The organism is Photorhabdus sp. CRCIA-P01 (assembly GCF_003545805.1).
Classification (GTDB): Bacteria; Pseudomonadota; Gammaproteobacteria; order Enterobacterales; family Enterobacteriaceae; genus Photorhabdus; species Photorhabdus antumapuensis.
The window spans coordinates 24,920-46,155 of the sequence record NZ_NMQR01000029.1 but is presented as its reverse complement, the minus strand read 5'-3'; the positions used below and the strand labels follow the sequence as shown (position 1 = coordinate 46,155).

General features: G+C 46.9%; 23 protein-coding genes, 2 pseudogenes and 1 riboswitch. Of the genes and pseudogenes, 18 read left to right on the top strand and 7 right to left on the bottom strand.

The window, feature by feature from the left end; all coding sequences use genetic code 11:
- Nucleotides 1-106 precede the first annotated feature (106 nt).
- The 5 genes and pseudogenes from D3222_RS16490 to dmsD all read right to left on the bottom strand — a co-directional run bounded on the left by D3222_RS16490 (nt 107) and on the right by dmsD (nt 3,874).
- Nucleotides 107-391, bottom strand: coding sequence for an addiction module antidote protein (locus D3222_RS16490; protein ID WP_118987132.1), 285 nt, complete (start codon nt 389-391; stop codon nt 107-109).
- A gap of 1 nt (nt 392) precedes the next feature.
- A pseudogene (locus D3222_RS16485) lies at nt 393-689 on the bottom strand (type II toxin-antitoxin system RelE/ParE family toxin).
- Nucleotides 690-830: 141 nt separating this feature from the next.
- A pseudogene (locus tag D3222_RS16480) lies at nt 831-938 on the bottom strand (IS5/IS1182 family transposase); the annotation flags it as partial.
- A 402-nt stretch (nt 939-1,340) separates the two neighbouring features.
- Complete coding sequence (locus D3222_RS16475; protein WP_118987131.1) at nt 1,341-2,855, bottom strand: trypsin-like serine peptidase; 1,515 nt, start codon at nt 2,853-2,855, stop codon at nt 1,341-1,343.
- 422 nt (nt 2,856-3,277) lie between these two features.
- A complete protein-coding gene (gene dmsD / locus D3222_RS16470) occupies nt 3,278-3,874 on the bottom strand; it encodes a Tat proofreading chaperone DmsD (RefSeq protein WP_118987130.1) in 597 nt (198 codons plus the stop codon).
- 471 nt (nt 3,875-4,345) lie between these two features.
- A riboswitch (cobalamin riboswitch) is annotated at nt 4,346-4,531 on the top strand.
- A 101-nt stretch (nt 4,532-4,632) separates the two neighbouring features.
- Here dmsD and D3222_RS16465 point away from each other — a divergent pair.
- The 15 genes from D3222_RS16465 to cobS all read left to right on the top strand — a co-directional run bounded on the left by D3222_RS16465 (nt 4,633) and on the right by cobS (nt 17,669).
- Nucleotides 4,633-6,015 carry a cobyrinate a,c-diamide synthase gene (locus D3222_RS16465; RefSeq protein ID WP_118987129.1) on the top strand — a complete coding sequence of 461 codons (1,383 nt, stop codon included), beginning with the start codon at nt 4,633-4,635 and terminating at the stop codon, nt 6,013-6,015.
- Nucleotides 6,012-6,971, top strand: a complete 960-nt coding sequence (gene cbiB / locus D3222_RS16460; RefSeq protein ID WP_118987128.1) for an adenosylcobinamide-phosphate synthase CbiB — start codon at nt 6,012-6,014, stop codon at nt 6,969-6,971. Before D3222_RS16465 ends, cbiB begins: the two co-directional genes overlap by 4 nt.
- A gap of 15 nt (nt 6,972-6,986) precedes the next feature.
- Entirely contained in the window at nt 6,987-7,619 is a 633-nt protein-coding gene (locus tag D3222_RS16455) for a cobalt-precorrin-8 methylmutase (protein ID WP_118987146.1), read from the top strand.
- Entirely contained in the window at nt 7,616-8,752 is a 1,137-nt protein-coding gene (gene cbiD, locus D3222_RS16450) for a cobalt-precorrin-5B (C(1))-methyltransferase CbiD (RefSeq protein ID WP_118987127.1), read from the top strand. The genes D3222_RS16455 and cbiD overlap by 4 nt, the downstream gene beginning before the upstream one ends.
- Nucleotides 8,749-9,351: a cobalt-precorrin-7 (C(5))-methyltransferase gene (locus tag D3222_RS16445; protein WP_118987126.1), complete on the top strand. Its 603-nt coding sequence runs from the start codon at nt 8,749-8,751 to the stop codon at nt 9,349-9,351. Before cbiD ends, D3222_RS16445 begins: the two co-directional genes overlap by 4 nt.
- A complete protein-coding gene (locus D3222_RS16440; protein WP_118987125.1) occupies nt 9,341-9,910 on the top strand; it encodes a decarboxylating cobalt-precorrin-6B (C(15))-methyltransferase in 570 nt (189 codons plus the stop codon). The genes D3222_RS16445 and D3222_RS16440 overlap by 11 nt, the downstream gene beginning before the upstream one ends.
- The gene (locus D3222_RS16435) at nt 9,903-10,676 is read left to right on the top strand and encodes a cobalt-precorrin-4 methyltransferase (protein WP_118987124.1); all 774 of its coding nucleotides are present in this window, start codon (nt 9,903-9,905) and stop codon (nt 10,674-10,676) included. The genes D3222_RS16440 and D3222_RS16435 overlap by 8 nt, the downstream gene beginning before the upstream one ends.
- A complete protein-coding gene (gene cbiG, locus D3222_RS16430) occupies nt 10,657-11,718 on the top strand; it encodes a cobalt-precorrin 5A hydrolase (RefSeq protein ID WP_118987123.1) in 1,062 nt (353 codons plus the stop codon). The genes D3222_RS16435 and cbiG overlap by 20 nt, the downstream gene beginning before the upstream one ends.
- Nucleotides 11,712-12,437 carry a precorrin-3B C(17)-methyltransferase gene (locus D3222_RS16425; protein ID WP_118987122.1) on the top strand — a complete coding sequence of 242 codons (726 nt, stop codon included), beginning with the start codon at nt 11,712-11,714 and terminating at the stop codon, nt 12,435-12,437. Before cbiG ends, D3222_RS16425 begins: the two co-directional genes overlap by 7 nt.
- Entirely contained in the window at nt 12,434-13,219 is a 786-nt protein-coding gene (locus D3222_RS16420) for a cobalt-precorrin-6A reductase (RefSeq protein ID WP_118987121.1), read from the top strand. Before D3222_RS16425 ends, D3222_RS16420 begins: the two co-directional genes overlap by 4 nt.
- A 13-nt stretch (nt 13,220-13,232) precedes the next feature.
- Nucleotides 13,233-14,030: a sirohydrochlorin cobaltochelatase gene (gene cbiK, locus D3222_RS16415; protein ID WP_118987120.1), complete on the top strand. Its 798-nt coding sequence runs from the start codon at nt 13,233-13,235 to the stop codon at nt 14,028-14,030.
- On the top strand, nt 14,027-14,740 hold the full coding sequence (locus tag D3222_RS16410; protein ID WP_118987119.1) for a cobalt-factor II C(20)-methyltransferase: 714 nt from the start codon (nt 14,027-14,029) through the stop codon (nt 14,738-14,740). Before cbiK ends, D3222_RS16410 begins: the two co-directional genes overlap by 4 nt.
- A 105-nt stretch (nt 14,741-14,845) precedes the next feature.
- Nucleotides 14,846-16,384, top strand: coding sequence for a cobyric acid synthase (locus D3222_RS16405; RefSeq protein ID WP_118987145.1), 1,539 nt, complete (start codon nt 14,846-14,848; stop codon nt 16,382-16,384).
- Nucleotides 16,381-16,926, top strand: coding sequence for a bifunctional adenosylcobinamide kinase/adenosylcobinamide-phosphate guanylyltransferase (gene cobU, locus D3222_RS16400; RefSeq protein WP_118987118.1), 546 nt, complete (start codon nt 16,381-16,383; stop codon nt 16,924-16,926). Before D3222_RS16405 ends, cobU begins: the two co-directional genes overlap by 4 nt.
- On the top strand, nt 16,923-17,669 hold the full coding sequence (gene cobS, locus D3222_RS16395) for an adenosylcobinamide-GDP ribazoletransferase (protein WP_118987117.1): 747 nt from the start codon (nt 16,923-16,925) through the stop codon (nt 17,667-17,669). The genes cobU and cobS overlap by 4 nt, the downstream gene beginning before the upstream one ends.
- 46 nt (nt 17,670-17,715) lie before the next feature.
- On the opposite strand, the gene D3222_RS16390 is transcribed toward cobS, so the two are convergent.
- Both D3222_RS16390 and D3222_RS26790 read right to left on the bottom strand, forming a co-directional pair.
- A complete protein-coding gene (locus D3222_RS16390; RefSeq protein ID WP_118987116.1) occupies nt 17,716-18,021 on the bottom strand; it encodes a HigA family addiction module antitoxin in 306 nt (101 codons plus the stop codon).
- A 9-nt stretch (nt 18,022-18,030) separates the two neighbouring features.
- Nucleotides 18,031-18,246 (bottom strand): type II toxin-antitoxin system RelE/ParE family toxin, encoded by a 216-nt coding sequence (locus tag D3222_RS26790; RefSeq protein ID WP_118987115.1) that lies wholly within the window; start codon nt 18,244-18,246, stop codon nt 18,031-18,033.
- A gap of 376 nt (nt 18,247-18,622) precedes the next feature.
- Between D3222_RS26790 and D3222_RS16380 the strand changes: the two genes are divergently transcribed.
- The 3 genes from D3222_RS16380 (at nt 18,623) to D3222_RS16370 (ending at nt 21,204) form a co-directional block, all read left to right on the top strand.
- Complete coding sequence (locus D3222_RS16380; protein WP_118987114.1) at nt 18,623-19,240, top strand: adenosylcobalamin/alpha-ribazole phosphatase; 618 nt, start codon at nt 18,623-18,625, stop codon at nt 19,238-19,240.
- Between the two features lie 4 nt (nt 19,241-19,244).
- A complete protein-coding gene (gene cobT / locus D3222_RS16375) occupies nt 19,245-20,294 on the top strand; it encodes a nicotinate-nucleotide--dimethylbenzimidazole phosphoribosyltransferase (RefSeq protein WP_118987113.1) in 1,050 nt (349 codons plus the stop codon).
- A 265-nt stretch (nt 20,295-20,559) separates the two neighbouring features.
- Complete coding sequence (locus D3222_RS16370; RefSeq protein WP_118987112.1) at nt 20,560-21,204, top strand: hypothetical protein; 645 nt, start codon at nt 20,560-20,562, stop codon at nt 21,202-21,204.
- The last annotated feature ends 32 nt before the right edge of the window (nt 21,205-21,236 follow it).

Below are 21,236 nucleotides of genomic sequence, written 5' to 3'. Positions count from 1 at the left end.
TCCAGATTTCCAATTAAGCCTATTTCTTTAGTCTGTGCTTTTACTTCCGTTAGATTTGTACAGCCCCCATGCCCTGACAGGCATAGGGCATAAAAAAACGGGGCAATTAAGCCCCTGTGAAATGTAATTTTAAACCCAACGCTTTCGTTATTTTAAACACTGTATTAAATGTAGGGTTTGCTTCCCCAGAAAGTGCTTTATAAATACCCTCTCTACTCATTCCGACTTGTTTTGATAGCTGGCTGATATTTTTTGTTCTTGCGATATTGCCTAATGCAATAAATAAATATTTAGTATCATTTTCCTCTAACGCTGCATTTAAATAGGTTTGAATATCTTCATCATCATTTAAAAAATCAACAACATCAAACTCTTTGAGCTCTTTATTCATGTCAAAATCCCCATTCTTTAGCTATTTCTTTCGCTTTTTTGATATCTTGTTGTTGTGTATTTTTATCACCACCACAAAGCAACAAAACTATTTCATTATTCCTATTAGAAAAATATACCCTATATCCCTTCTCTTGATGAATTCTTAATTCTGATGTTCCACTCCCAACAGGTTCTGCATCTCAGAAATTACCTTCTTTCATTCTATCAATTCTTATAATGATTTTTGCTTTTGCGGTTTTGTCTTTCAAAGATTTTAACCATCTCTCTACTTCGGGCGTTCGATTTACTTTAATCATTTTACCCCTCATGATATTTCTATAATACTGAGTATAATATAACCTTTTATGTTGTCAACCGCAGTTAACAGTTTTAACGGCTTTCTGGGTGTTTCATTTAAAAATTCTTCTCAAAACGTCAATAGCCCCTATAAAATATCGTCATGAGATTTGTAGCCAGAGCGTGAGACAACGGATCTGAACAGCGGTGAGGAAAGACTGACTATTTTTCGCATATCGTGTTGCTATACCACGCCAGCGTTTAAGATATTGACGAAGATAAAACCACGATAGCTGCACCAGTTAAAATTTTCGATATTGTCATGTTACAGGCTCCTTTAATGAAATTATTTGAAACCTCAACAAGTGATTTTTGTGAGCTAACTATCATCCATAAGATCGTCTTCATAGGATATTAAGTTAATAATTTCTTCTGCAAATCGTCATTTTGGATATTACTTGACTCATGGATATGTCTGATTTCTATCACATCTAATACGTATAAAGGATATTTTTATAGATATTAATAGGTGTTGCTTGATTACATAAAATATTTATTTTCTCCATTAATTAGTTGTTATCTTGAATCCTTAGTGTCGTCAGTATAATTCGTATTTTATATTTATCAGTGGAGATAAAAAAGGCCAGCAAACGCTGGCCAATTTTAAAGACTTATTTCTTAACACCAAAATCACGATAATCTATTGGGCCTTTATTATCCGCCTGATCCAATCCATATACACAAAAGCGTACTGGGGAATCTTTCTTTTTAAGAGAAATCGGGATTCTTCTATAAATAGAGTAACCTGTGTCATCGTCGCATTTTGTGGATTTTAATGGACCTGATTTTACACGTAAGTCAACAATTTCATAGACGTTAAAAATAGGATCAACAATCCAACTATCTTCTGTTTCAAAAACTAATCTTGTTGTTGGTTTTATTGTCGGAGGTGTGTCATCAATTTCACGTAATTTTATTGATGCGTTAGACGTACTCTGCCAGTGTTTATTGGCAGAATGTTGTCCAATGACACACATAGCGTAAATCCCTTCTTTGGAAGGAACGGTAAGTTTATCCAGCGGTTGTGTAGTGACTGGAATAGGTTTGCTGTATCCTTCAGGATCTGAACAATCAATATTACTCGCAAGTCCTCCTTTATAGCGAATATTATCAAAACCCTGCTCCTCAAGATGTAAATTCCAAGTGGCAGGCTTGTTGTTAACTGTGCTCTTAGTAATCAGTGAGCCACCAGCGTTAATAGTGATCCCTTTTCCATCATCAAATTGACTTAAATCCAGTTTTCCATCAGGGGTAAATGCACGTGCAATTTTATCAACAGGAATGTAATAACTGTCACCTTCACGTGAAAAACCTTTATCCTTAACTAACTCACAAGGCCGATTAAGACCACAACCCGTGTAATTTCGATCGACGGTGGTATTTAATACACCAATTATCTGGGGTTGATCTTTCAATATAACCGGTGAACCAGAAGTTCCTCCCGCAACACCGGCGCAATCAACAGAAACGGCCGGAGACCAAGCCCATGTACCTTCATACACGAGAGGAGTTTTTCCAGTAATGGAGCAAGCCGAATAGCGTAGATAGCGTTTATCACCCGCTATGCCATTGGCCGGAATGTGAGCAAGTTCAATCGGCTGACTTACTGATGGTGCATAATCTTTTTGTAAAGTTACCGGCAGTATTCCGCGATTTGCCAACTCACCATAAGTTGCTTTAAGTCTGAAAACCGCAAGGTCACCGCCTTTCATGGTTGCGTATAAAACCCTATCAACACCAACAGGTTGGTGTTTATTGATTAAGTCAATAAAGTAATTTGGGGTGTATGTCCATCCAGGACCTACAGGTTGATCAATCACGACTTCATTAGTATCTAATGAAGAGTCAAAACAATGGCCTGCGGAGAGAATAAGGGCTTGTTGATTGGCATCAGGGGTTTCTGAACCGGCAATAAGTGTCGCGGTACACAGACCACGACCGCTTAGTTTTCCCACATGCTTAAATCGCTCAGCACCCGGATCGGTAGATTTTAATAGTGGAGCTTCGTTGCTGGTATTGTCTTGCAGATCAGCAAGATGTTCGTTGTTATTTTCGGGAAGTGCTTGTACGAAACAACTTGTTGACATAATCCCTGTAATAAGTGTAGCTAAAAAGGTTTTTCTCATGTTTTTACCTCATGTTGTTTACATTTTTAATCTTTCCATGTAATGGAAACAGACATTCAATGAAGAAAAAATTATCGCTAAGAGTCTTTTAGAGCTTTAATAAATCCTCTATATGAGTATTTAATGTTTATTAATTTATGAATTAATAGACAGTTTTTTTAGCGCATAAAATCATTCTATTGGGTGCCTGTTATCCAGAGCCAATAATAAATAACATAAAAATCAGCTAAATAGTTTTATATACTGCAATAGGGCTATAACGTTCAATGGAACGAGAGCGGGCTATAAAGGTTTTTCTGGTATAAATTCGTTGTGATAAAGGATAAGTTGATTAAATGAGCGTTGAACTCCGGGAGAATGTATATTTATTCGTTGTTACTAAATTTATTACCCGGAGCATTGATTGTAGAATAATAAATGTGTTAGCGAAATAATTCTAGCTTTGTCGGAATGAGTTTCAATTCAGTTTGCAATGTTTTTAAATAGTCAATAGTCATAGTCGCCAAAATGGAATAAAAATCATTTTCCAGTTTAGTTGTCTGAACTAATTCCAGATAACGGTAGGCCCATGGCAGTAAATGCTGTTCCAACAGGGTGCGGGCGGCAGGTTTATGCCCTTGTTCTAAAATATAAACTAAGGCCAGTAGCATCAGACCGAATTGATCTTCGGGTTCCCGTTGTTCACTGGACATGGCGATATTCTGTTTTGCCAGAAATTCCCGGTAAGCCAGCGTACTTTCACCGGATAATGCGTTTTCTCTGTCCAAATAAACCGAGCCCCAAGGTGGGGCTGGCATAACACCTTGCCCTTCGAATAGGATGGAGTAGTCATATTGTAGAGATTCGGCCGAGAAGCTAGCGAGCTTTTTCGTCAGATTTTCTATTTTGCAGTTATCTGACCAGGGAAATAATTTATCAATATCGACAAGCAATGGAATTAGCGGGCGGACTTGTTCTGATTTCGGTGAGTAATAAAAACAGGCGCCAATAATGCGAGGGACGGCGGTATCTAATAACATTAGCAGTTCTCGTTGTGATTGGGTTATACAGATGATGTAAGCAGTGATTTTACGATAAACAACATCATAAGCTTATATGTTATGAATAGATAGTTGATTATGATCAACGATTAATCTGTTGCGGTGTTGTTACTATCTTTGTCATCAGATTGACGGTGATTTTTGTTATGAATTGCATAAGTTTATCGCCGAAAATAATAAAATTAGCCGTTTTATTGGTGTGGGAAATATATATTTAATCTGCATTTTAATTCAATGAGTTTAATAAGGTTATTATGGTAAAAGTGAATATATATCATTAGTTATCTAATAATTTAATAACTTGAAAAGTAGACCGCGTTAAAAATAAATAAACCTAATAGATTTCGAGTTGCAGCGAGGCGGCAAGTGAACGAATCCCCAAGAGCATAGATAACGATGTGACTGGGGTGAGTGAAAGTCGCCAACAAAGCAGCAGCTTGAAAGATGAAGGGTATAAACCGCCGTTGGGTTAATACCGCACCTTAATGGTGTGGTTGGGAAGGAGGTGAAAATCCTCCGCAGCCCCCGCTGCTGTGATGCTGACAACTCCGCTGATGCCACTGGTCGGAAAGACTGGGAAGGTTGCGGGGAAGGATGACGCTAAGCCAGAAGACCGACCTGACAGGCACGAGACATTAACTCCTTCGGTGGGAAGCGAGTTGTCATCCAAGTGGTGTGCGCAGTGTTGGCACGTCTTATGGGCACTCCTTTTCCGATCGACATATCGGGAATTTTCTATGCAATGGTCAGGTAGGAAGGCATTTGTTATCGCGGGTACGGGTAGTGGCTGTGGTAAGACGACTGTTACCCTTGGCATTTTGCGGGCATTGATGTTGAGAGGGTTGACTGTCCAGCCGTTTAAAGTGGGACCAGATTATCTGGACAGCGGCTGGCACAGCTCTGTGTGTGGCGTGGCATCTCGTAATCTTGATGCATTCATGTTGCCAACAGCGACGCTTAATGGTCTTTATAATCAGCATATGCGTCATGTAGATGTAGCGGTCATCGAAGGTGTGATGGGGTTGTATGATGGTTATGGTACCAACCCAAACTATTGCAGTAGCGCGGCAATGGCTAAGCAGTTGGGATGCCCGGTGATTTTGTTGGTGGATGGTAAGGCAGTATCGACTTCTGTTGCCGCAACTGTTCTGGGTTTTTGTCGTTTTGATCCCTCTCTCACGATTGCGGGCGTCATTGTTAACCGCGTCAATTCTGAAAATCATTTCGAACTTATTCGTCATGCGATTGAACATTATTGTGGTGTTCCGGTGCTAGGGCGTCTGCCTGTGATGAAGGATGTGTCGTTACCGTCTCGTCATCTTGGTCTTATTCCTGCCCAAGAGCAGGTGGACAATGATGCTCGCTGGCAGCGGCTGGCTCAGCAGGTGGAGGCGCATATCAATCTTGATCGTCTGTTGGCGCTTTGTGACTGTCCTGCTTTACCGGAGGGTGAGGCTCCATTATTGCCTGATCCCGCATTGGCTGATGGCTTGACGCTGGCATTGGCGGATGATGAAGCCTTTAATTTTTATTACCCAGATAATCTGGAGATGTTGGAACGGGTGGGGGTACGTATTCACCGTTTTAGTCCACTGCATGATCGCCGTTTACCCGATTGTCAGATGATTTATCTCGGTGGTGGCTACCCGGAAATATATGCCGCTCAATTGGCTGCCAATAGTGCCATGCGGGAAGCTTTACAGGATGCGCATTGCCGTCAAGTTCCCATTTATGCTGAATGCGGTGGTCTGATGTACCTTGGCAAATCGTTGACCGACGGAGAGGGAGCGAGCCACCTGATGGCCGGTATTCTGCCGGGGGAAAGCCATATGGGGACGCGGTTGATACGCTTTGGTTACTGTCAGGCCCAGGCCCGTGTTGACACTTTGCTGGCTGCGGAAGGTGAGATTTTACGGGGCCACGAGTTTCATTATTCTGATTTTATCAGCTCAGTGCCCTCGGTTTTTGACTGTACTAAATGGCGTGACGGGATGGTAATCCAGCAATGGGCCGGAGGCTATCAGGTACAGCAAACGCTAGCCAGTTATCTTCATATCCATTTTGCTCAGCGTCCTAGTCTGCTTGATCGCTGGTTGAGGTCTGCAAGGAGGCTATTGTGACACTTGCTGCCTGGTTTGCTGCTTTCTTGCTCGATAGCTGGTTAGGTGATCCACCACATTGGCCTCATCCGGTGCGTTGGATTGGTAAGCTGATCTCTCTGGTACAACGGGCGGTCCGGCGCTGTTGTCACAGTGAACGTGCATTGAAAGTCGGTGGAGCAGGGCTATGGATAGTGGTTGTTGGGCTGACTTGGTTGGTGAGTTGGGGATGTCTGTGGTTGATGAACTCCATTCATCCTTGGGTCGGCTGGCTGGTCGAAGTGTGGATGATTTATACCCTGTTGGCAGGCCGTTGTCTGAGTGACACTGCGCTAAAGGTACATGGCGTATTACAACAGGGCTCATTGGATGAGAGTCGCCAGCAATTGTCATGGATTGTCGGGCGCGATACTTCTCAACTGGATGCACCACAAATCACGCGCGCAGTAGTGGAGACGGTGGCGGAAAACAGCGTTGATGGGGTTATTGCTCCACTGTTTTTTTTGATGATTGGTGGTGCGCCGTTGGCAATGGCTTATAAAGCGATTAACACCCTTGATTCAATGGTGGGGTACAAAACTCAGGAATACCGCGCCATTGGGTATGTTTCTGCTCGCATGGATGATTTGGCGAATTGGTTACCGGCGCGGTTGAGTTGGCTGTTATTGAGTGCGGCGGCTTGGTTTATCCGGCTTGATTTTCGCCAGGCACTGCGTATTGGCTGGCGCGATCGTTATCAGCATACCAGCCCTAACTGTGGCTGGCCGGAAGCGACGATTGCCGGAGCTTTGGGTATTCGCCTTGGTGGTCCGAATGACTACTTTGGTGAACGGGTAGATAAACCCTGGATTGGTGATGAACGCCGTGAAATCGCGCTGACGGATATCCCGCTCAGCATCCATTTGATGATGATAGCTTCGCAACTGGCCTTACTGTTGTTTGCGCTGTTGCGCTTACTGTTGGTCGGCATGGCTTAGAAAAGGGCAATGAATATGAACTATCTCCAGAAACCTCAGCAAATTGAACAGAATAGCTTTGCAATCATTGGCGATATTATTGCCAGTGAGCGCCCCGATTATCGTTTTGTTGATGAGATGCAGGAAGCGGTGATTAAACGGGTGATCCACACTACCGCAGATTTTGACTGGTTGGATATTTTGTGGTTTTCACCGGATGTGCTGACTCGTATTACAGCGGCATTGCGCCGGGGGTGCATTCTGTATACCGATACCACGATGGCTCTGTCCGGTATCAATAAAGCGTTGTTACAGCAAATGGGCTGTGAATGCCGTTGTTATATCAGTGATCCACGTGTGGTAACGATGGCGAAAGCACAGGGTATTACCCGTTCTATGGCAGCGGTGGATATCGCACTGGCGGAAGAAGGTGACAAAATCTTCGTGTTCGGTAACGCTCCAACCGCTCTGTTCCGCTTGCTGGAAAGGCAGGCTTCACCATTGGCGGTGGTTGGGGTGCCTGTTGGTTTTGTCGGCGCGGCGGAATCGAAAGCGGCGTTGATGCAAAGCGAATTGCCTTGTATTGCAGCCGCGGGCCGTAAAGGGGGAAGTAATATCGCGGCGGCGATTATCAATGCCATTCTGTACCGGTTGCAGGAGGCACAATGAGCGATACGATGCAACTAGACAGCATCTGGCACAACGGTAAGCAGTATCGCAAAGGTTATACCACCGGTTCCTGTGCTACCGCTGCCGCCAAGGTTGCCGCATTAATGGTACTGCGTCAGCAAGTTATTGATCATGTTTCTATTGTTACTCCTTCTGGTGTGACATTGCGCCTTAACGTTGAGCAGCCGCTGATTGAAGGCCAGCAGGCGACCGCCGCTATCCGTAAAGACGGTGGCGACGATGTGGATGCCACTCATGGCATGCTGATTTTTGCTCGTGTCACCTTGTGCGATCACGGTGAGATCCATCTGCGGGGCGGGGAAGGTGTTGGCACGGTGACCCGTAAGGGTGTCGGATTACCGGTAGGTAACCCGGCTATTAATCGTACACCGCGTCAGACCATTGAGGCAGCGGTACGCGAAGCTATCGGTCCTTTACGGGGCGCGGAGGTGGAAATTTTCGCGCCGGAAGGTGAAGAGCGGGCAAAGAAAACTTACAACGGGCGATTGGGGATACTAGGTGGCATTTCCATCATTGGTACCACCGGTATCGTCACGCCAATGTCGGAAGAGAGTTGGAAACGCTCATTGGCAATAGAGCTAGAAATGAAACGTTCAGCGGGGGCTGAAAAGGTCATTCTGGTGCCCGGCAATCATGGTGAACGTTTTGTGCGTGAACAATTGGGGCTTGATGGTCAGCTAGTGGTAACTATGAGTAACTTCGTGGGTTACATGTTGCAGGAAGCGGTACGGCTTGGGTTCCGCCATATCATGTTGGTGGGGCATCCCGGCAAACTGGTGAAAGTGGCTGCGGGAATTTTCCATACCCACAGTCATATTGCTGATGGTCGCATGGAAACGTTGATTGCTTATCTGGCACTGATGGGGGCGTCGCAGGCACTGCTGTTAGAGGTGAGTCATTGCGATACCACGGAAGCCGCAATGGAACTGATTGCAGAACACGGCTTGCAAGCGGTTTATGACCGTATCGCTGAACGCATTTGTGAACGAATGAGTGAAATGTTGCGTTTCGCGGTTAACCCTCCGCGTTGTGATGCCATCATGTTCTCCTTTGATAATCAGATACTTGGCACCAGTCGCCCATTGAATGACATTTTGGAGGCAATGCGATGATCACTGTAGTGGGAATTGGTCCCGGCGATACTGCGTATCTGATACCACAGGCACAGCACTATATCACTGAGGCGGAGGTATTGGTCGGCGGTAGACGCCATCTGGAGATATTTAGCGGTGTCACTCACGAAACCCGGGTACTGGATGCTGATCTTGCCAGTTTGCTTGCTTGGTTACAGAACAACAGCACACGCCGGATTGTGGTATTAGCGTCTGGTGACCCGTTGTTATATGGCATTGGTAAATTATTGTCTGAATATTTTACCGCAGATGATCTGCGCATTATTCCGGGTATCAGCTCAATTCAGTATCTGTGTGCCAAAGCTGCACTGGATATGAACGATATCTATCTGACCAGCAGTCACGGGCGTACCCCGGATTTTGGCTGGCTTCTGCAACACGACAAAGTAGGCATGGTAACTGATGGGCGCGTCGGCCCGCGGGCAATTGCGGAGGCCATTATTGCGCGTGGCCTGAGCCGTACATTGATTATTGGTGAAAACCTCTCTTTGCCTAATGAGCGTATTCACCGTCTGCGGCCGGAAGCGGTGGCGACTGACTATGACATGAATGTGGTGGTGATCCTAAATGAGAGATGATGAATTTTTGCGCGGACAGAAAGTGCCGATGACCAAAGAGCCCGTACGTGCATTGGCGCTGGAGCGGCTGGAACTCAATGATGCCAGCCAATTGATTGATGTGGGGACGGGGACGGGCAGTGTGGCATTGGAGGCGGCGTTACGCTTCCCGGCGTTAACCGTGACTGCTATTGAACGCAACCCGGCGGCACTGGCCTTGATTGAGGAGAATCGTCAACGACTAGGTTGCCATAATGTGGAGATTATCGCCGGAGAAGCGCCATTGGCATTGGAGGTAATGGCAGACGCGGTATTTATTGGCGGTAGTGGGGGCCAATTGACGGCACTGATCGACTGGGCGCTGGATCACATGTATCCCGGTGGCCGTCTGGTGTTGACGTTCATTTTGTTGAATAACCTGAATGACGCGCTGGCACATTTGCGGACGTGTCAGATAAGTGATTTAGAGTGCATACAGCTACAAGCCTCTACTCTGGCATCACTTGGTAGCGGTCACTATTTCAAGCCGAATAATCCGACTTATCTGATTTCCTGTTACAAGGAGAAGATCGATGTCTGAACATTTTGATCCGCGGAAAGTCTGGTTTGTGGGTGCCGGGCCGGGTGATAAGGCGTTGATCACCCTGAAAGGCTATCGTTTATTGCAGCAGGCGCAGGTGGTGATTTACGCCGGTTCATTGATTAACACCGAACTGCTGGATTACTGCCCGCCAGAGGTTGAATGCCATGACAGCGCCGGTCTGACGTTGGAACAGATTGTTGCACTGATGGTTGATGGTGTACATGCGGGTAAACTGGTGGTGCGATTGCAAACCGGCGATCTCTCGCTGTACGGTTCCATACGTGAACAAGGAGAAGCTTTGACCGATGCGGGCATCAGTTTTGTTTCGATACCGGGTGTCAGTGCTTTTCTTGGTGCCGCGGCGCAGTTAGGTGTGGAATACACGGTACCGGAAGTGTCACAAAGCTTGATTATTACCCGGATTGAAGGACGTACACCGGTGCCCCCGCTCGAACAGTTGGAATCCTTTGCTGCTCATCAGACTTCGATGGCGATTTACCTTTCTGTGCAGAAGATGAGGCATGTGGTCGCACGTCTTCAGGCCGGAGGTTACCCGGTCACAACGCCGGTTGTGGTGATATACAAAGCGACTTGGGCTGACAGTCATACCGTGCGCGGTACGCTGTCCGATATCACCGAAAAAGTACAGGCAGCGGGTATCCGTAAAACCGCTTTGATTCTGGTCGGTGCTTTCCTGGGAGAGGAGTACCACTATTCCAAGCTCTACGATGCGGGGTTTAGCCATGAATATCGCCGGGCATGAATCGATTGCTGTGTTCTGTTTGACGCCGGGCGGGGTCAGATTAGTACAAAGGTTGAGAACACATCTGCCGCTGACCTGTTTTACCAGCGAAAAGCTGCTGGAGCCGGGGTTTACGCCTTTTAATGGCAGCTTTGGCGACACGTTGCGCGAGGCATTTAAACACTATTCGGCGTTGGTAGTAGTGGCGGCGCTTGGTATCACGGTACGCATGCTTGCGCCACTGATAAACGACAAAATGCATGATCCCGCCGTGGTAGTGATTGATGAAGGTGGTCAGCATGTTATTAGCCTGTTATCCGGTCATGTAGGTGGCGCTAATGCATTGACTCACCATTTGGCAGAGTTGTTAGGGGCCGATCCGGTGATTACTACCGCCACGGATATTAACGGGGTGGCGGCGCTGGATACGCTTGCCACGCAGTTAAATGCCGATATGCAGGATTTTCGCCATGTGGTGAAAGTGGTCAACCAAATGCTGGTCAGTGGTCAGAAAGTCGGGCTGTGGTGGGATGAATCACTACTTAACGAACGTGAACATTTTGATACCCGTGGTTTTGTCCCGGTAGCGAGTCTGGAGGCGTTGCCAGCGCTGGATGCGCTGGTGTGTATCACGTTGCGCGATTCGTTGCCGGCATTGCCTCTACCGGTTTACAAACTGGTGCCGAAACGTGTGGTAGCCGGGATCGGTTGTCGCCGGGATACGCCATTGCAAACCGTGCTTGAGCTATTGCAGCAGCAGATGGCGGAAAACCATTTCGATCTGATGGCGTTACGTGCCATCGGCAGTGTTGTCATTAAAAAGGATGAACCAGCGCTAAATCAGCTTGCACAGCGTTGGCGTGTACCGTTTGAGTTGTTCAGTGTTAATGAGTTAAGTCTTCATGAGCAACGTTTTCCCGCTTCCGATTTTGTACGCCAGACGGTGGGGGTTGGCAGTGTTTCGCAACCTGTCGCTTGGTTGATGAGCGAAGGAAAATTGGTTGGTCGGACCTTGCGTCAGCAGGGCGTCACTATCACTTTGGGGGTATCACAATCATGTTAACAGTAATCGGTATTGGACCAGGTAATGAATCGATGATGACGCAGGATGCCATTGCAGCGATCCGCGAAGCTGAAATTATTGTCGGCTATAAAACCTACACCCATTTAGTTAAACATCTGACGATGGATAAAGAAGTGATTAAGACCGGTATGTGCAAGGAGATTGAACGCTGCCAGAAGGCGATCGATCTGGCGTTGTCCGGCCGTAAAGTTGCTTTGATCAGCAGCGGTGATGCGGGAATCTATGGCATGGCGGGTTTAGTGCTGGAATTGGTTTGCCAGCAACAGTGTGATCTTGAAGTTAAGTTGGTCGCCGGGATCACCGCCAGTATTGCTGCGGCGTCGTTGTTGGGCGCACCGTTGATGCACGATTTTTGTCATATCAGCTTGAGCGATTTGTTGACACCGTGGCCGATGATTGAGAAACGTGTGATTGCCGCCGCGCAGGCCGACTTTGTTGTTTGTTTCTATAACCCACGCAGTCGTGGCCGGGAAGGGCACCTTGCCAAGGCGTTTGAACTTATGCGGCCGTGGAAAGACCCGTATACGCCGGTGGGGGTGGTAAAAGCCGCCGGGCGTAAAAAGCAGGATAAATGGATCACGACTTTCGGCGAGATGGATTTTTCCCCGGTGGATATGACCAGTTTGGTGATCGTTGGCAATCAAACGACCTATTGCCGTGATGGATTGATGATCACGCCACGGGGGTATGAGTTATGAGCCATCCGGCTATCCATGTTTTCGGCGGTACCAGCGATGCCCGGTTGATCTGTCAGGCACTGGACGCAGCGGGAGCACGTTATCGTCTCTCTGTTGCTACTGATGCAGGGAAACAACTGGCGGGTGATATTCAGGGAGATGTGGTGGTGGGGCGAATGGATACCGAGGCGATGGTGGATTATTTTGATCGGCATCAGGTAGGTTGGGTGATTGATGCTTCTCATCCCTACGCAGATGCACTAAGTCACAACGTGATCACCGCTTGTCGTCGTTTGTCACTGCGGCTTACTCGTTATCAGCGTCCCAGTGAGATTGACTTACTGAGCCATCCACTGTTGCACAAAGTAAATAGTACAGAGGCGGCTTGCGACGTTGCCAGGACACTAGGGCAACGGATCTTGCTTACCACCGGCAGTAAGCAACTGGCACTGTATCAGCGTTTACTACCGGGAAAAACGTTGTTGGTACGGGTATTGCCGACCGCCGAGGTATTGATTCAGTGTGAAGCGTTAGGATTGGGGGTCGATCATATTATCGCGTTGCGTGGGCCATTTACGGCTGAATTCAATCATGCAGTGTATGAATTTTGTCACCCTGATGTGGTGATCACAAAAGAGTCTGGGGCCGAAGGGGGATATCAACAGAAAGTGGCTCCCTGTCTGGCACTCAATATTCCCTGTATTGTGGTGTGCCGTCCGACACAGACTTTACAGGGAGATGAGGGAGAGCAGATTAGTTCGCTGGATGAATTTGTCCAACACCTAGCCAATTGGCAGGAATAATGAGGGCAATAAAATGAAAAAAGCACTATTAATCATTAGCTTTGGTACCAGCTATCATCAAACCCGACAAAAGAATATTGATGTCTGTGAACAACAACTGGCCGCAGCTTACCGTGATCGCGATCTGTATCGTGCATTCACCTCGGAAATGATCATCCGTAAATTAAAAAAACGTGATGGTTTACAGGTGGATAACCCACGTCAGGCGTTGGAGCGTTTGGTCAATGAGGGTTATCAGGATGTCGCTATTCAATCCCTTCATGTCATCAACGGTGACGAATATGAAAAGATCGTCAGTGAAGTGCGTACCTTTAGTGATCATTTCCAACGTTTAGTGGTGGGTACGCCGTTGCTTAACCGTTTTGCCGATTATCAACAACTGCTTATTGCCCTGAAAAGTCAGATGCCGCCATTAGCCGAGGATGAGAGGGTGGTGTTTATGGGACATGGTGCCAGTCACCATGCCTTTTCTGCCTACGCGTGCCTTGATCATTTGATGAATTCACATAATTTCCCGGCGTTGGTTGGCGCGGTGGAAAGTTACCCGGAAATCGACAATATCATCATCCGTTTACGACGTCAGGCAGTGCGTAAGGTACATTTGATGCCGTTAATGCTGGTGGCAGGCGATCATGCGATTAACGATATGGCATCGGACGAGCCGGATTCATGGCGTTCTCAACTGGAAGCTGTTGGGATCAAAACCCAGTCTTGGTTACAGGGATTAGGTGAAAATCCGCTGATCCGCGAAATGTTCGTTCAACATCTGGCGGACGCATTACAGGCAGAACAACAGGAGGTGGTGCGATGAATGGAAAACTTTATGCTATAGGTGTCGGTCCGGGTGCCAGTGACCTGATTACTGTACGTGCAGCTCGAATACTTGCTGGCCTTGATGTGCTTTATGCCCCCGCAGGGCGTAAAGGGGGGGATAGTCTGGCGCTCTCCATCGTGCGTGAATACCTATTGCACCACACGGAAATTCGTACCTGCCATTTTCCGATGAACAGTAATGGCGAAGAGAAACAGGCGGTATGGGATGAAGTGGCGCAGCAACTGCAAGATGAAGTGGCACAGGGGCGGCAAGTGGGTTTTATTACCCTTGGTGATGCCATGTTATTCAGTACGTGGGTCTTTTTGCTGGCGCGAATGGGTCGGCAAGAGTGGCTGGAAATTGTCCCGGGTATCACCTCTTTTGCTGCGATTGCCGCGCGTACCGTATTACCACTGGCGATGGACCAGCAATCAATGGCGATAATGTCTTGTACCGCGCCAGAAGCCGAGCTGGAACAGGCACTGCAAACGCATGATTGCGTGGTGCTGATGAAAGTCTATAACCGTTTTGCCGCCGTGAGTACATTGTTGGCACGCCTGAATTTGTTTGAACATGCTTTGTTGATGGCGGATGCTACATTGCCAAGTGAGCAGTGCTGGCGCCGTTTAGATCAAGTGGATGCCGATCGGAAACTACCTTATTTCTCCACCATTTTAGTGAATAAACAATGGCATACTGAGAAATAAGTGCTGGAACGGTAGCTAAAGCTGCATGGTGAATGGAATCGCGGTTGTAAAAACCGAGGAGCAGCTTTTTGCTCTGCTACACCAATAATTGAAGGAGATAGCATGATGGGCTTGTCTTTAATGTTGCAGGGTACGGCGTCTGATGTTGGGAAAAGTGTACTGGTTGCGGGATTGTGCCGTATCTTTGTTCAAGATGGTTATCGCTGCGCACCGTTTAAATCACAGAATATGGCGCTGAATTCTGGTATCACTGTTAACGGTGAAGAGATGGGAAGGGCGCAGATTTTTCAGGCAGAGGCGGCCGGTATCGAGCCTGATGTGCGGATGAACCCGGTATTGCTTAAACCCACCAGCGAACGTAAAGCTCAAGTTGTGTTGATGGGAAAAGTGGCCTGTAGCATGAATGCGGTGGAGTATCACCAGTACAAACCCAGTTTACAACAGCAAATTTGCGAGGTTTTTCACAGTCTGGCTCGTGAATATGACGTCATTGTGCTGGAAGGGGCTGGCAGTCCGGCGGAGATCAATTTGCGAGATCGAGATATTGTCAATATGGGGATGGCGGAAATGGTTGATGCCCCTGTGCTGTTGGTAGCGGATATCGATCGCGGCGGCGTATTTGCGGCCATCTATGGCACATTGGCACTGCTACGCCCGGAGGAGAAAGCACGGGTAAAAGGGGTGATCATCAATAAATTCCGAGGTGATGTCAGCTTGCTCCAGCCGGGTATTGAACAGATTGAAGCTTTAACTGGGGTGCCTGTACTGGGAGTGATGCCTTGGTTGAATATTGATCTGGAAGATGAAGACGGCGTAGCGTTACAAATGGGCAAATATGATGGCGCAACGGAAAAGGCGCTGGATATTGCGGTGATTCGTTTGCCCCATATTGCTAATTTTACTGATTTTAATGCGCTGGCGGTGCAGCCGGATGTCCGCTTGCGTTATGTGACTCAACCATCCGCGTTGCAGCCGTCGGATCTGATTATCTTGCCCGGTAGCAAAAACACGTTGGGAGATTTGCAGTGGCTGAGACAGCACGGGTTAGCGGATGCCTTGTTAACAGCACATCAGGCGGGTGTTCCTGTTATCGGTATCTGCGGTGGTTATCAAATGTTGGGGAAACGGATCATTGATGGTGTGGAATCGGGTATTGAACAGATGGATGGTCTTGGATTGTTGGATATGGAAACCCGCTTTGCCCATGAAAAAGTAACGACTAGGGTAAACGGTAAGTGCTTGTTAGCATTGCCGGGCTTGCTGTCAGGCTGCGTCGAGCAGCCTATTCGCGGTTATGAAATTCATATGGGCAGCTCGTTACTGGGAGCGGATGCAACCCCGTTTGTCTATATTACCGAACGTAACGGCCAATTTGGTGGTTGGTGTGATGGTGCGGTTAATCGAGAAGGCAGTGTGATGGGCAGCTATATTCATGGCTTGTTTGATAGCGCTAATTTTACCCGCGCTCTGCTTAACGCTTTGCGTCAGCGCAAAGGATTGGCGGCTTATCAAGGGGAAATACTGGATTATACCCACTACAAACAGACTCAGTTTGACCTCTTGGCGAAAGCCATGCGTGAACATCTGGATATAGAACGGATTTATCAGTGTATGAAAACTCATCGACAAGGTTCGGCTCCGTGATCTTAATCACTGGTGGGGCTCGTAGTGGTAAAAGTGTGCTGGCGGAGAGACTGGCGGCACAAGCGAGTGAACAGGTGTTATATATTGCGACTGCCGTAGTGACAGACAGTGAAATGGCCGAACGCATACAACTGCACCGCGAAAATCGGCCGGTTCATTGGCGTACATGGGAAGGCTATCGCGATCTCGGTGCGGTCATCACGACACAAACCTGGCCGGGAGAAGCGGTTATCCTGGAATGTATCACCACCTTAATTACCAACCTATTATTTGAGCAAGCTGGAGAGATGCCACCTGAGCAAATGGATTTTGCTGTATTGGAGGTGGGAATCCAGCAGCAAATTAGCGATCTGTTAGCGGCTTGTACCCGCATGACTTCCCCGATATATCTGGTCACTAACGAACTGGGAATGGGCATTGTGCCGGAGAACCGTCTGGCCCGCCATTTCCGCGATATTGCCGGCAGGGTTAACCAGCGGCTGGCGGCGGCTGCCAGTGAAGTATTTTTGATGGTATCGGGAATTGAGGTGAAAATTAAATGAATCTGCGCTTGTTTCTTGCCACCTTACAATTTATGACTCGTATTCCGGTACCATCACGCTGGACACAGGGAGTGGAAATAGATCAGTACGTGCGTGGCATAGCGAGTTTCCCATTGGTTGGATTGATTGTCGGTGTGCTTGCGGCGGCGGTTTTTACTTTATTGGCTCCCTGGTGTGGTGAGCCATTGGCGGCATTAAGTTACGTATTAGCACTGGCGTTGTTAACTGGGGCTCTTCATCTTGATGGCTTGGCAGATAGCTGTGATGGCGTGTTTTCTGCCCGTAAGCGGGAAAGAATGCTGGAGATTATGCGTGATAGCCGTTTGGGAACAAATGGTGGGTTGGCATTGATCTTCCTTATTTTGGCGAAAGTGCTGGTGGTGAGCGAATTGGCTCTGCGTGATGCTCCTATGTTAATGGCTTTGACTGCGGCATCTGTTGCGGGCAGGAGTGCGATTATCTTGTTAATGTATCGCCAGCGTTGTGCCCGTGAAGGGATGGGGTTAGGGAATCTTTATATCGGGCGGGTTAATGGTTATCAGACATCGTTAACATTGTTGAGTGGGACAATGTTGATTGCTCTACTGATGCGCTGGTCTGGTGTGTTGGCATTAATGATCACGCTGTTGGTTATTGGATTACTGGCGATTTATTTGCACCGTCGTTTAGGTGGACAGACAGGCGATACCTTGGGTGCGTCTGTAGAAATTGGGGAATTGGTGTTTTTACTGGCGTTACTGTGAGTAACTTCCTAACAGAATGTCCAACTCCCTATTCTTGCGCCAAGCATTAACTGGCTGAGAGAATAACAGTAATAGGCGTGTAATGCTTACGGGCGGAAATTTGGCGACTTTCCCAGCGATCATGAGCTGCTTGAAGGTTAATCCAAAAATCCTCGTCTGTTTCAAATAAGCCGGCCAATTGCGTGGCCTCTTCAACGGATAGGCGCCGGGAATTATTCACAATCTGACCGATAACCTTACGAGAAACACCCATCGCATTCGCCAACTGCTGTTGAGTTATTTTCAAGGGTCTCAAAAATTCTTCAGTCAACATCTCGCCTACAGTAGTAGGTTCGGCTGTTCTGGTATCCATAAAGTTTCCTTAGTATTTATGTGGGTCAAGATAAAGATCATAAGCATGGCCATCACGCCAGCGAAAAATGAGCCGCCATTGAATAGATACACGAATGCTAGAACATCCATCTAAGTTTCCTGAAAGGCGCTCATAGTTATTACTACGTGGATGCGTCTGAAAAACATATGATCCGCTGGAATTATAAAACAGAAATACTTTATCTGTGCGAATGAGCAGTGACATAGCTCGCAGCGTTTTATGATAAATTATGTTCACCTAATGAAAAAGGTGTTAGCGCAATAGGATAGGGCATTCTGAGAAAACGTTATCTGATAGAAGCGGTGTTTGGTCGGTTAAAAAATATTTCTCAAATAAGTTTTTTCTCTTGAAGGGGTAATCGGAGTGATTGTCACCTGCCAGCCAAAAAAGCGAATCTGAATCTATACCTAATAGATTTCGAGTTGCAGCGCGGCGGCAAGTGAACGAATCCCCAGGAGCATAGACAACTATGTGACTGGGGTGAGTGAAAGTAGCCAACAAAGCAGCAGCTTGAAAGATGAAGGGTATACGTATTTCTGAATTAGTTGTCCTTAAACACATCTGAGGTAGGGTAACGGCAATGCGACTATTTTTGGTTCGGCATGGTCAAACGGAAGCGAATCTGAGCGGTGTTTTCTGCGGTATGACGGATGTGGCGTTGACTGAAACGGGAATACATCAAGCCCGGCAAGTTGCTCACTGTCTATCAGCCGTGACATTTTCGCAAGCGACAAGCAGCACGTTACGGCGCGCGCGCCATACTGCGGAGATTATTCTGGCCGATCATTCGCTATCAGCTAGCATTGATGCTCAACTCAATGAGATGCATTTCGGCGCATGGGAAATGCGCCATCATCACGATTTACAGCATGAAGATGCTCAAGCCTGGTCTGCCTGGTTAGCCGATTGGCAACAGGCATCCCCGACCGGTGGTGAAACTTTTTCAGCATTTGCTGCCCGGATAGAAAACGTAGTTCAGCAACTGCTGATACAGAAAAGCAAGGATAATCGGTTGCTGGTTACTCATCAGGGAGTGTTGGGCTTGTTACTGGCGCGTTTGCTGGCTATGCCGCCTTCTGCCATGTGGCATTTTCATTTTGAACAGGGAACATACAGTGTCGTGGAAATCCAACATGGATTCACTACGTTGCGTACGTTTAATAGCCGGACTGACTGGCAGCCTGAGATACAGGAATAGCGCCATGCAAACATTTTCATCGATCCTGAATGCTATTGTTCCACTGGATAACGTTGCGATGGCGCACACTGCTACCCGATTGGATGGGTTAGTTAAACCAACAGGCAGCTTCGGACGTCTGGAACATCTGGCGATTCAGCTAGCTGGAATGCGGGGATTACCGGGCCATCATATTGATCGTAAGCAGATTATTGTGATGGTTGCTGATCATGGGGTTTATGACGAAGGCGTGACCATATCGCCTAAGTCAGCGACGGCTATTCATGCGCAGAATATGATGAAAGGGATTACGGGTGTTTGCGTGTTGGCGGCAAATGCGGGTGCTGATGTGAAAGTTGTGGATGTGGGCATTGATAGCGATCCGCTGCCGGGATTAGTGAACATGAAGATGGGGCGTGGCAGTGGCAACATTGCCCAAGGACCGGCAATGAGCCGCCAGCAGGCCGAAGATTTGTTATTGGCAAGCGCACACTTAACGCTGGAACAGGTTGCAAACGGTGTGAAACTGTTTGGTGTGGGTGAATTGGGTATGGCGAATACCACACCGGCGGCGGCTGTGGTCAGCGTTCTTACGGACAGCGATCCACAACAGATCGTAGGCATTGGAGCTAACTTCCCCAGAGAACGCCTGCATCATAAAGTGGCGATTGTGCAACAAGCGATTGCAATTAATCGGCCTGATGCCAGCGATGGCATTGATGTGCTGGCGAAGGTCGGTGGTTATGATTTAGTGGGGATGGCGGGCGTAATGCTTGGTGCGGCTTCTGCCGGGCTGCCGGTGATACTGGATGGTTTTCCCTCTTACGCGGCGGCGTTGGCCGCTTGCCGTATTGCTCCCGATGTGCGTCATTACCTTATCCCGTCACATTTATCGGCTGAAAAAGGCTCCATTATTGCGTTGCAGCACCTGCAACTAGAGCCTTATTTACATTTGGACATGCGCTTGGGGGAGGGGAGCGGTGCTGCGCTGGCTATGCATCTGGTGGATGCGGCTTGTGCTATGTATAACAATATGGGACTGCTAGCTGAAAGTAATATTGTGTTGCCGTTTTAATTGTCAGGATAATTTGATAACCCGCATTAATAAGAAAATAAAATAATTATATTCAGACCTGAATATTGGCAGGTTTGAAATTCTATTAATCCTACCGTTGAATGAGACTGATATACGATGAATTCGTTTATCATATTTTTTTTACTTCACTGTGCTGACAAACTTCAATATTTAACTGTTTGTGGAAAGTGTTAAGTTAAATTTTACAAGTAAAACTGCCTGTTATATATATTACTAAACAACATAAATAATAAGGAAAAGAATAATGTCATCGAAAAAAAGAATATCTATAGGTCCTCTTCAAACCGTTGAGATTTATAGTAATAGCAATATTGTAATGCCCAAGATTGTCCCAACGGCAATTATAAAAAACAGGAGTATAGCACCAATTAGAGCCATAAATTACTGGGCTGGCCTGATTGGAGATTATCAGCAGTATAGTTATGTTGATATTTATCTTGGAGAAGTTAAAATACTCGTAAGACCTGGTGGCCTGATTTACCGATATAAAATGGTAGTTTCTAATCTTAGCAGTACTGAAAATGCAGAAATTGATTTTGTACTGGATTTTATATTGAAAGACCCTGAAATTCCATCAAAAAAAATACTGTTGACCGATCCACATGGATTTGAAATTTATAATTCTGGTAATGCAGTATTACCTACTGAATTCAGTGATGCAATTATAAAAAACAATAGCTTTGCAAATATTAGGGCTATAAATTATTGGGCTGGTCCGTTTGGAAGTTATAATATGTATACCTATCTTGATGTTAATGCCGGTAACACCGATATACTTGCATCACCGCCTAATCTTGTTAATTTCTATAAAATTGTAGTCTATAACATTAGCAGTGATGTTCAAAATGCAGAATTTGAAGTTATATCGCATTTATGGTCCGCCGGTTAATAAAGTAGGAGGCAGGTTCTGGCCTGCCATCC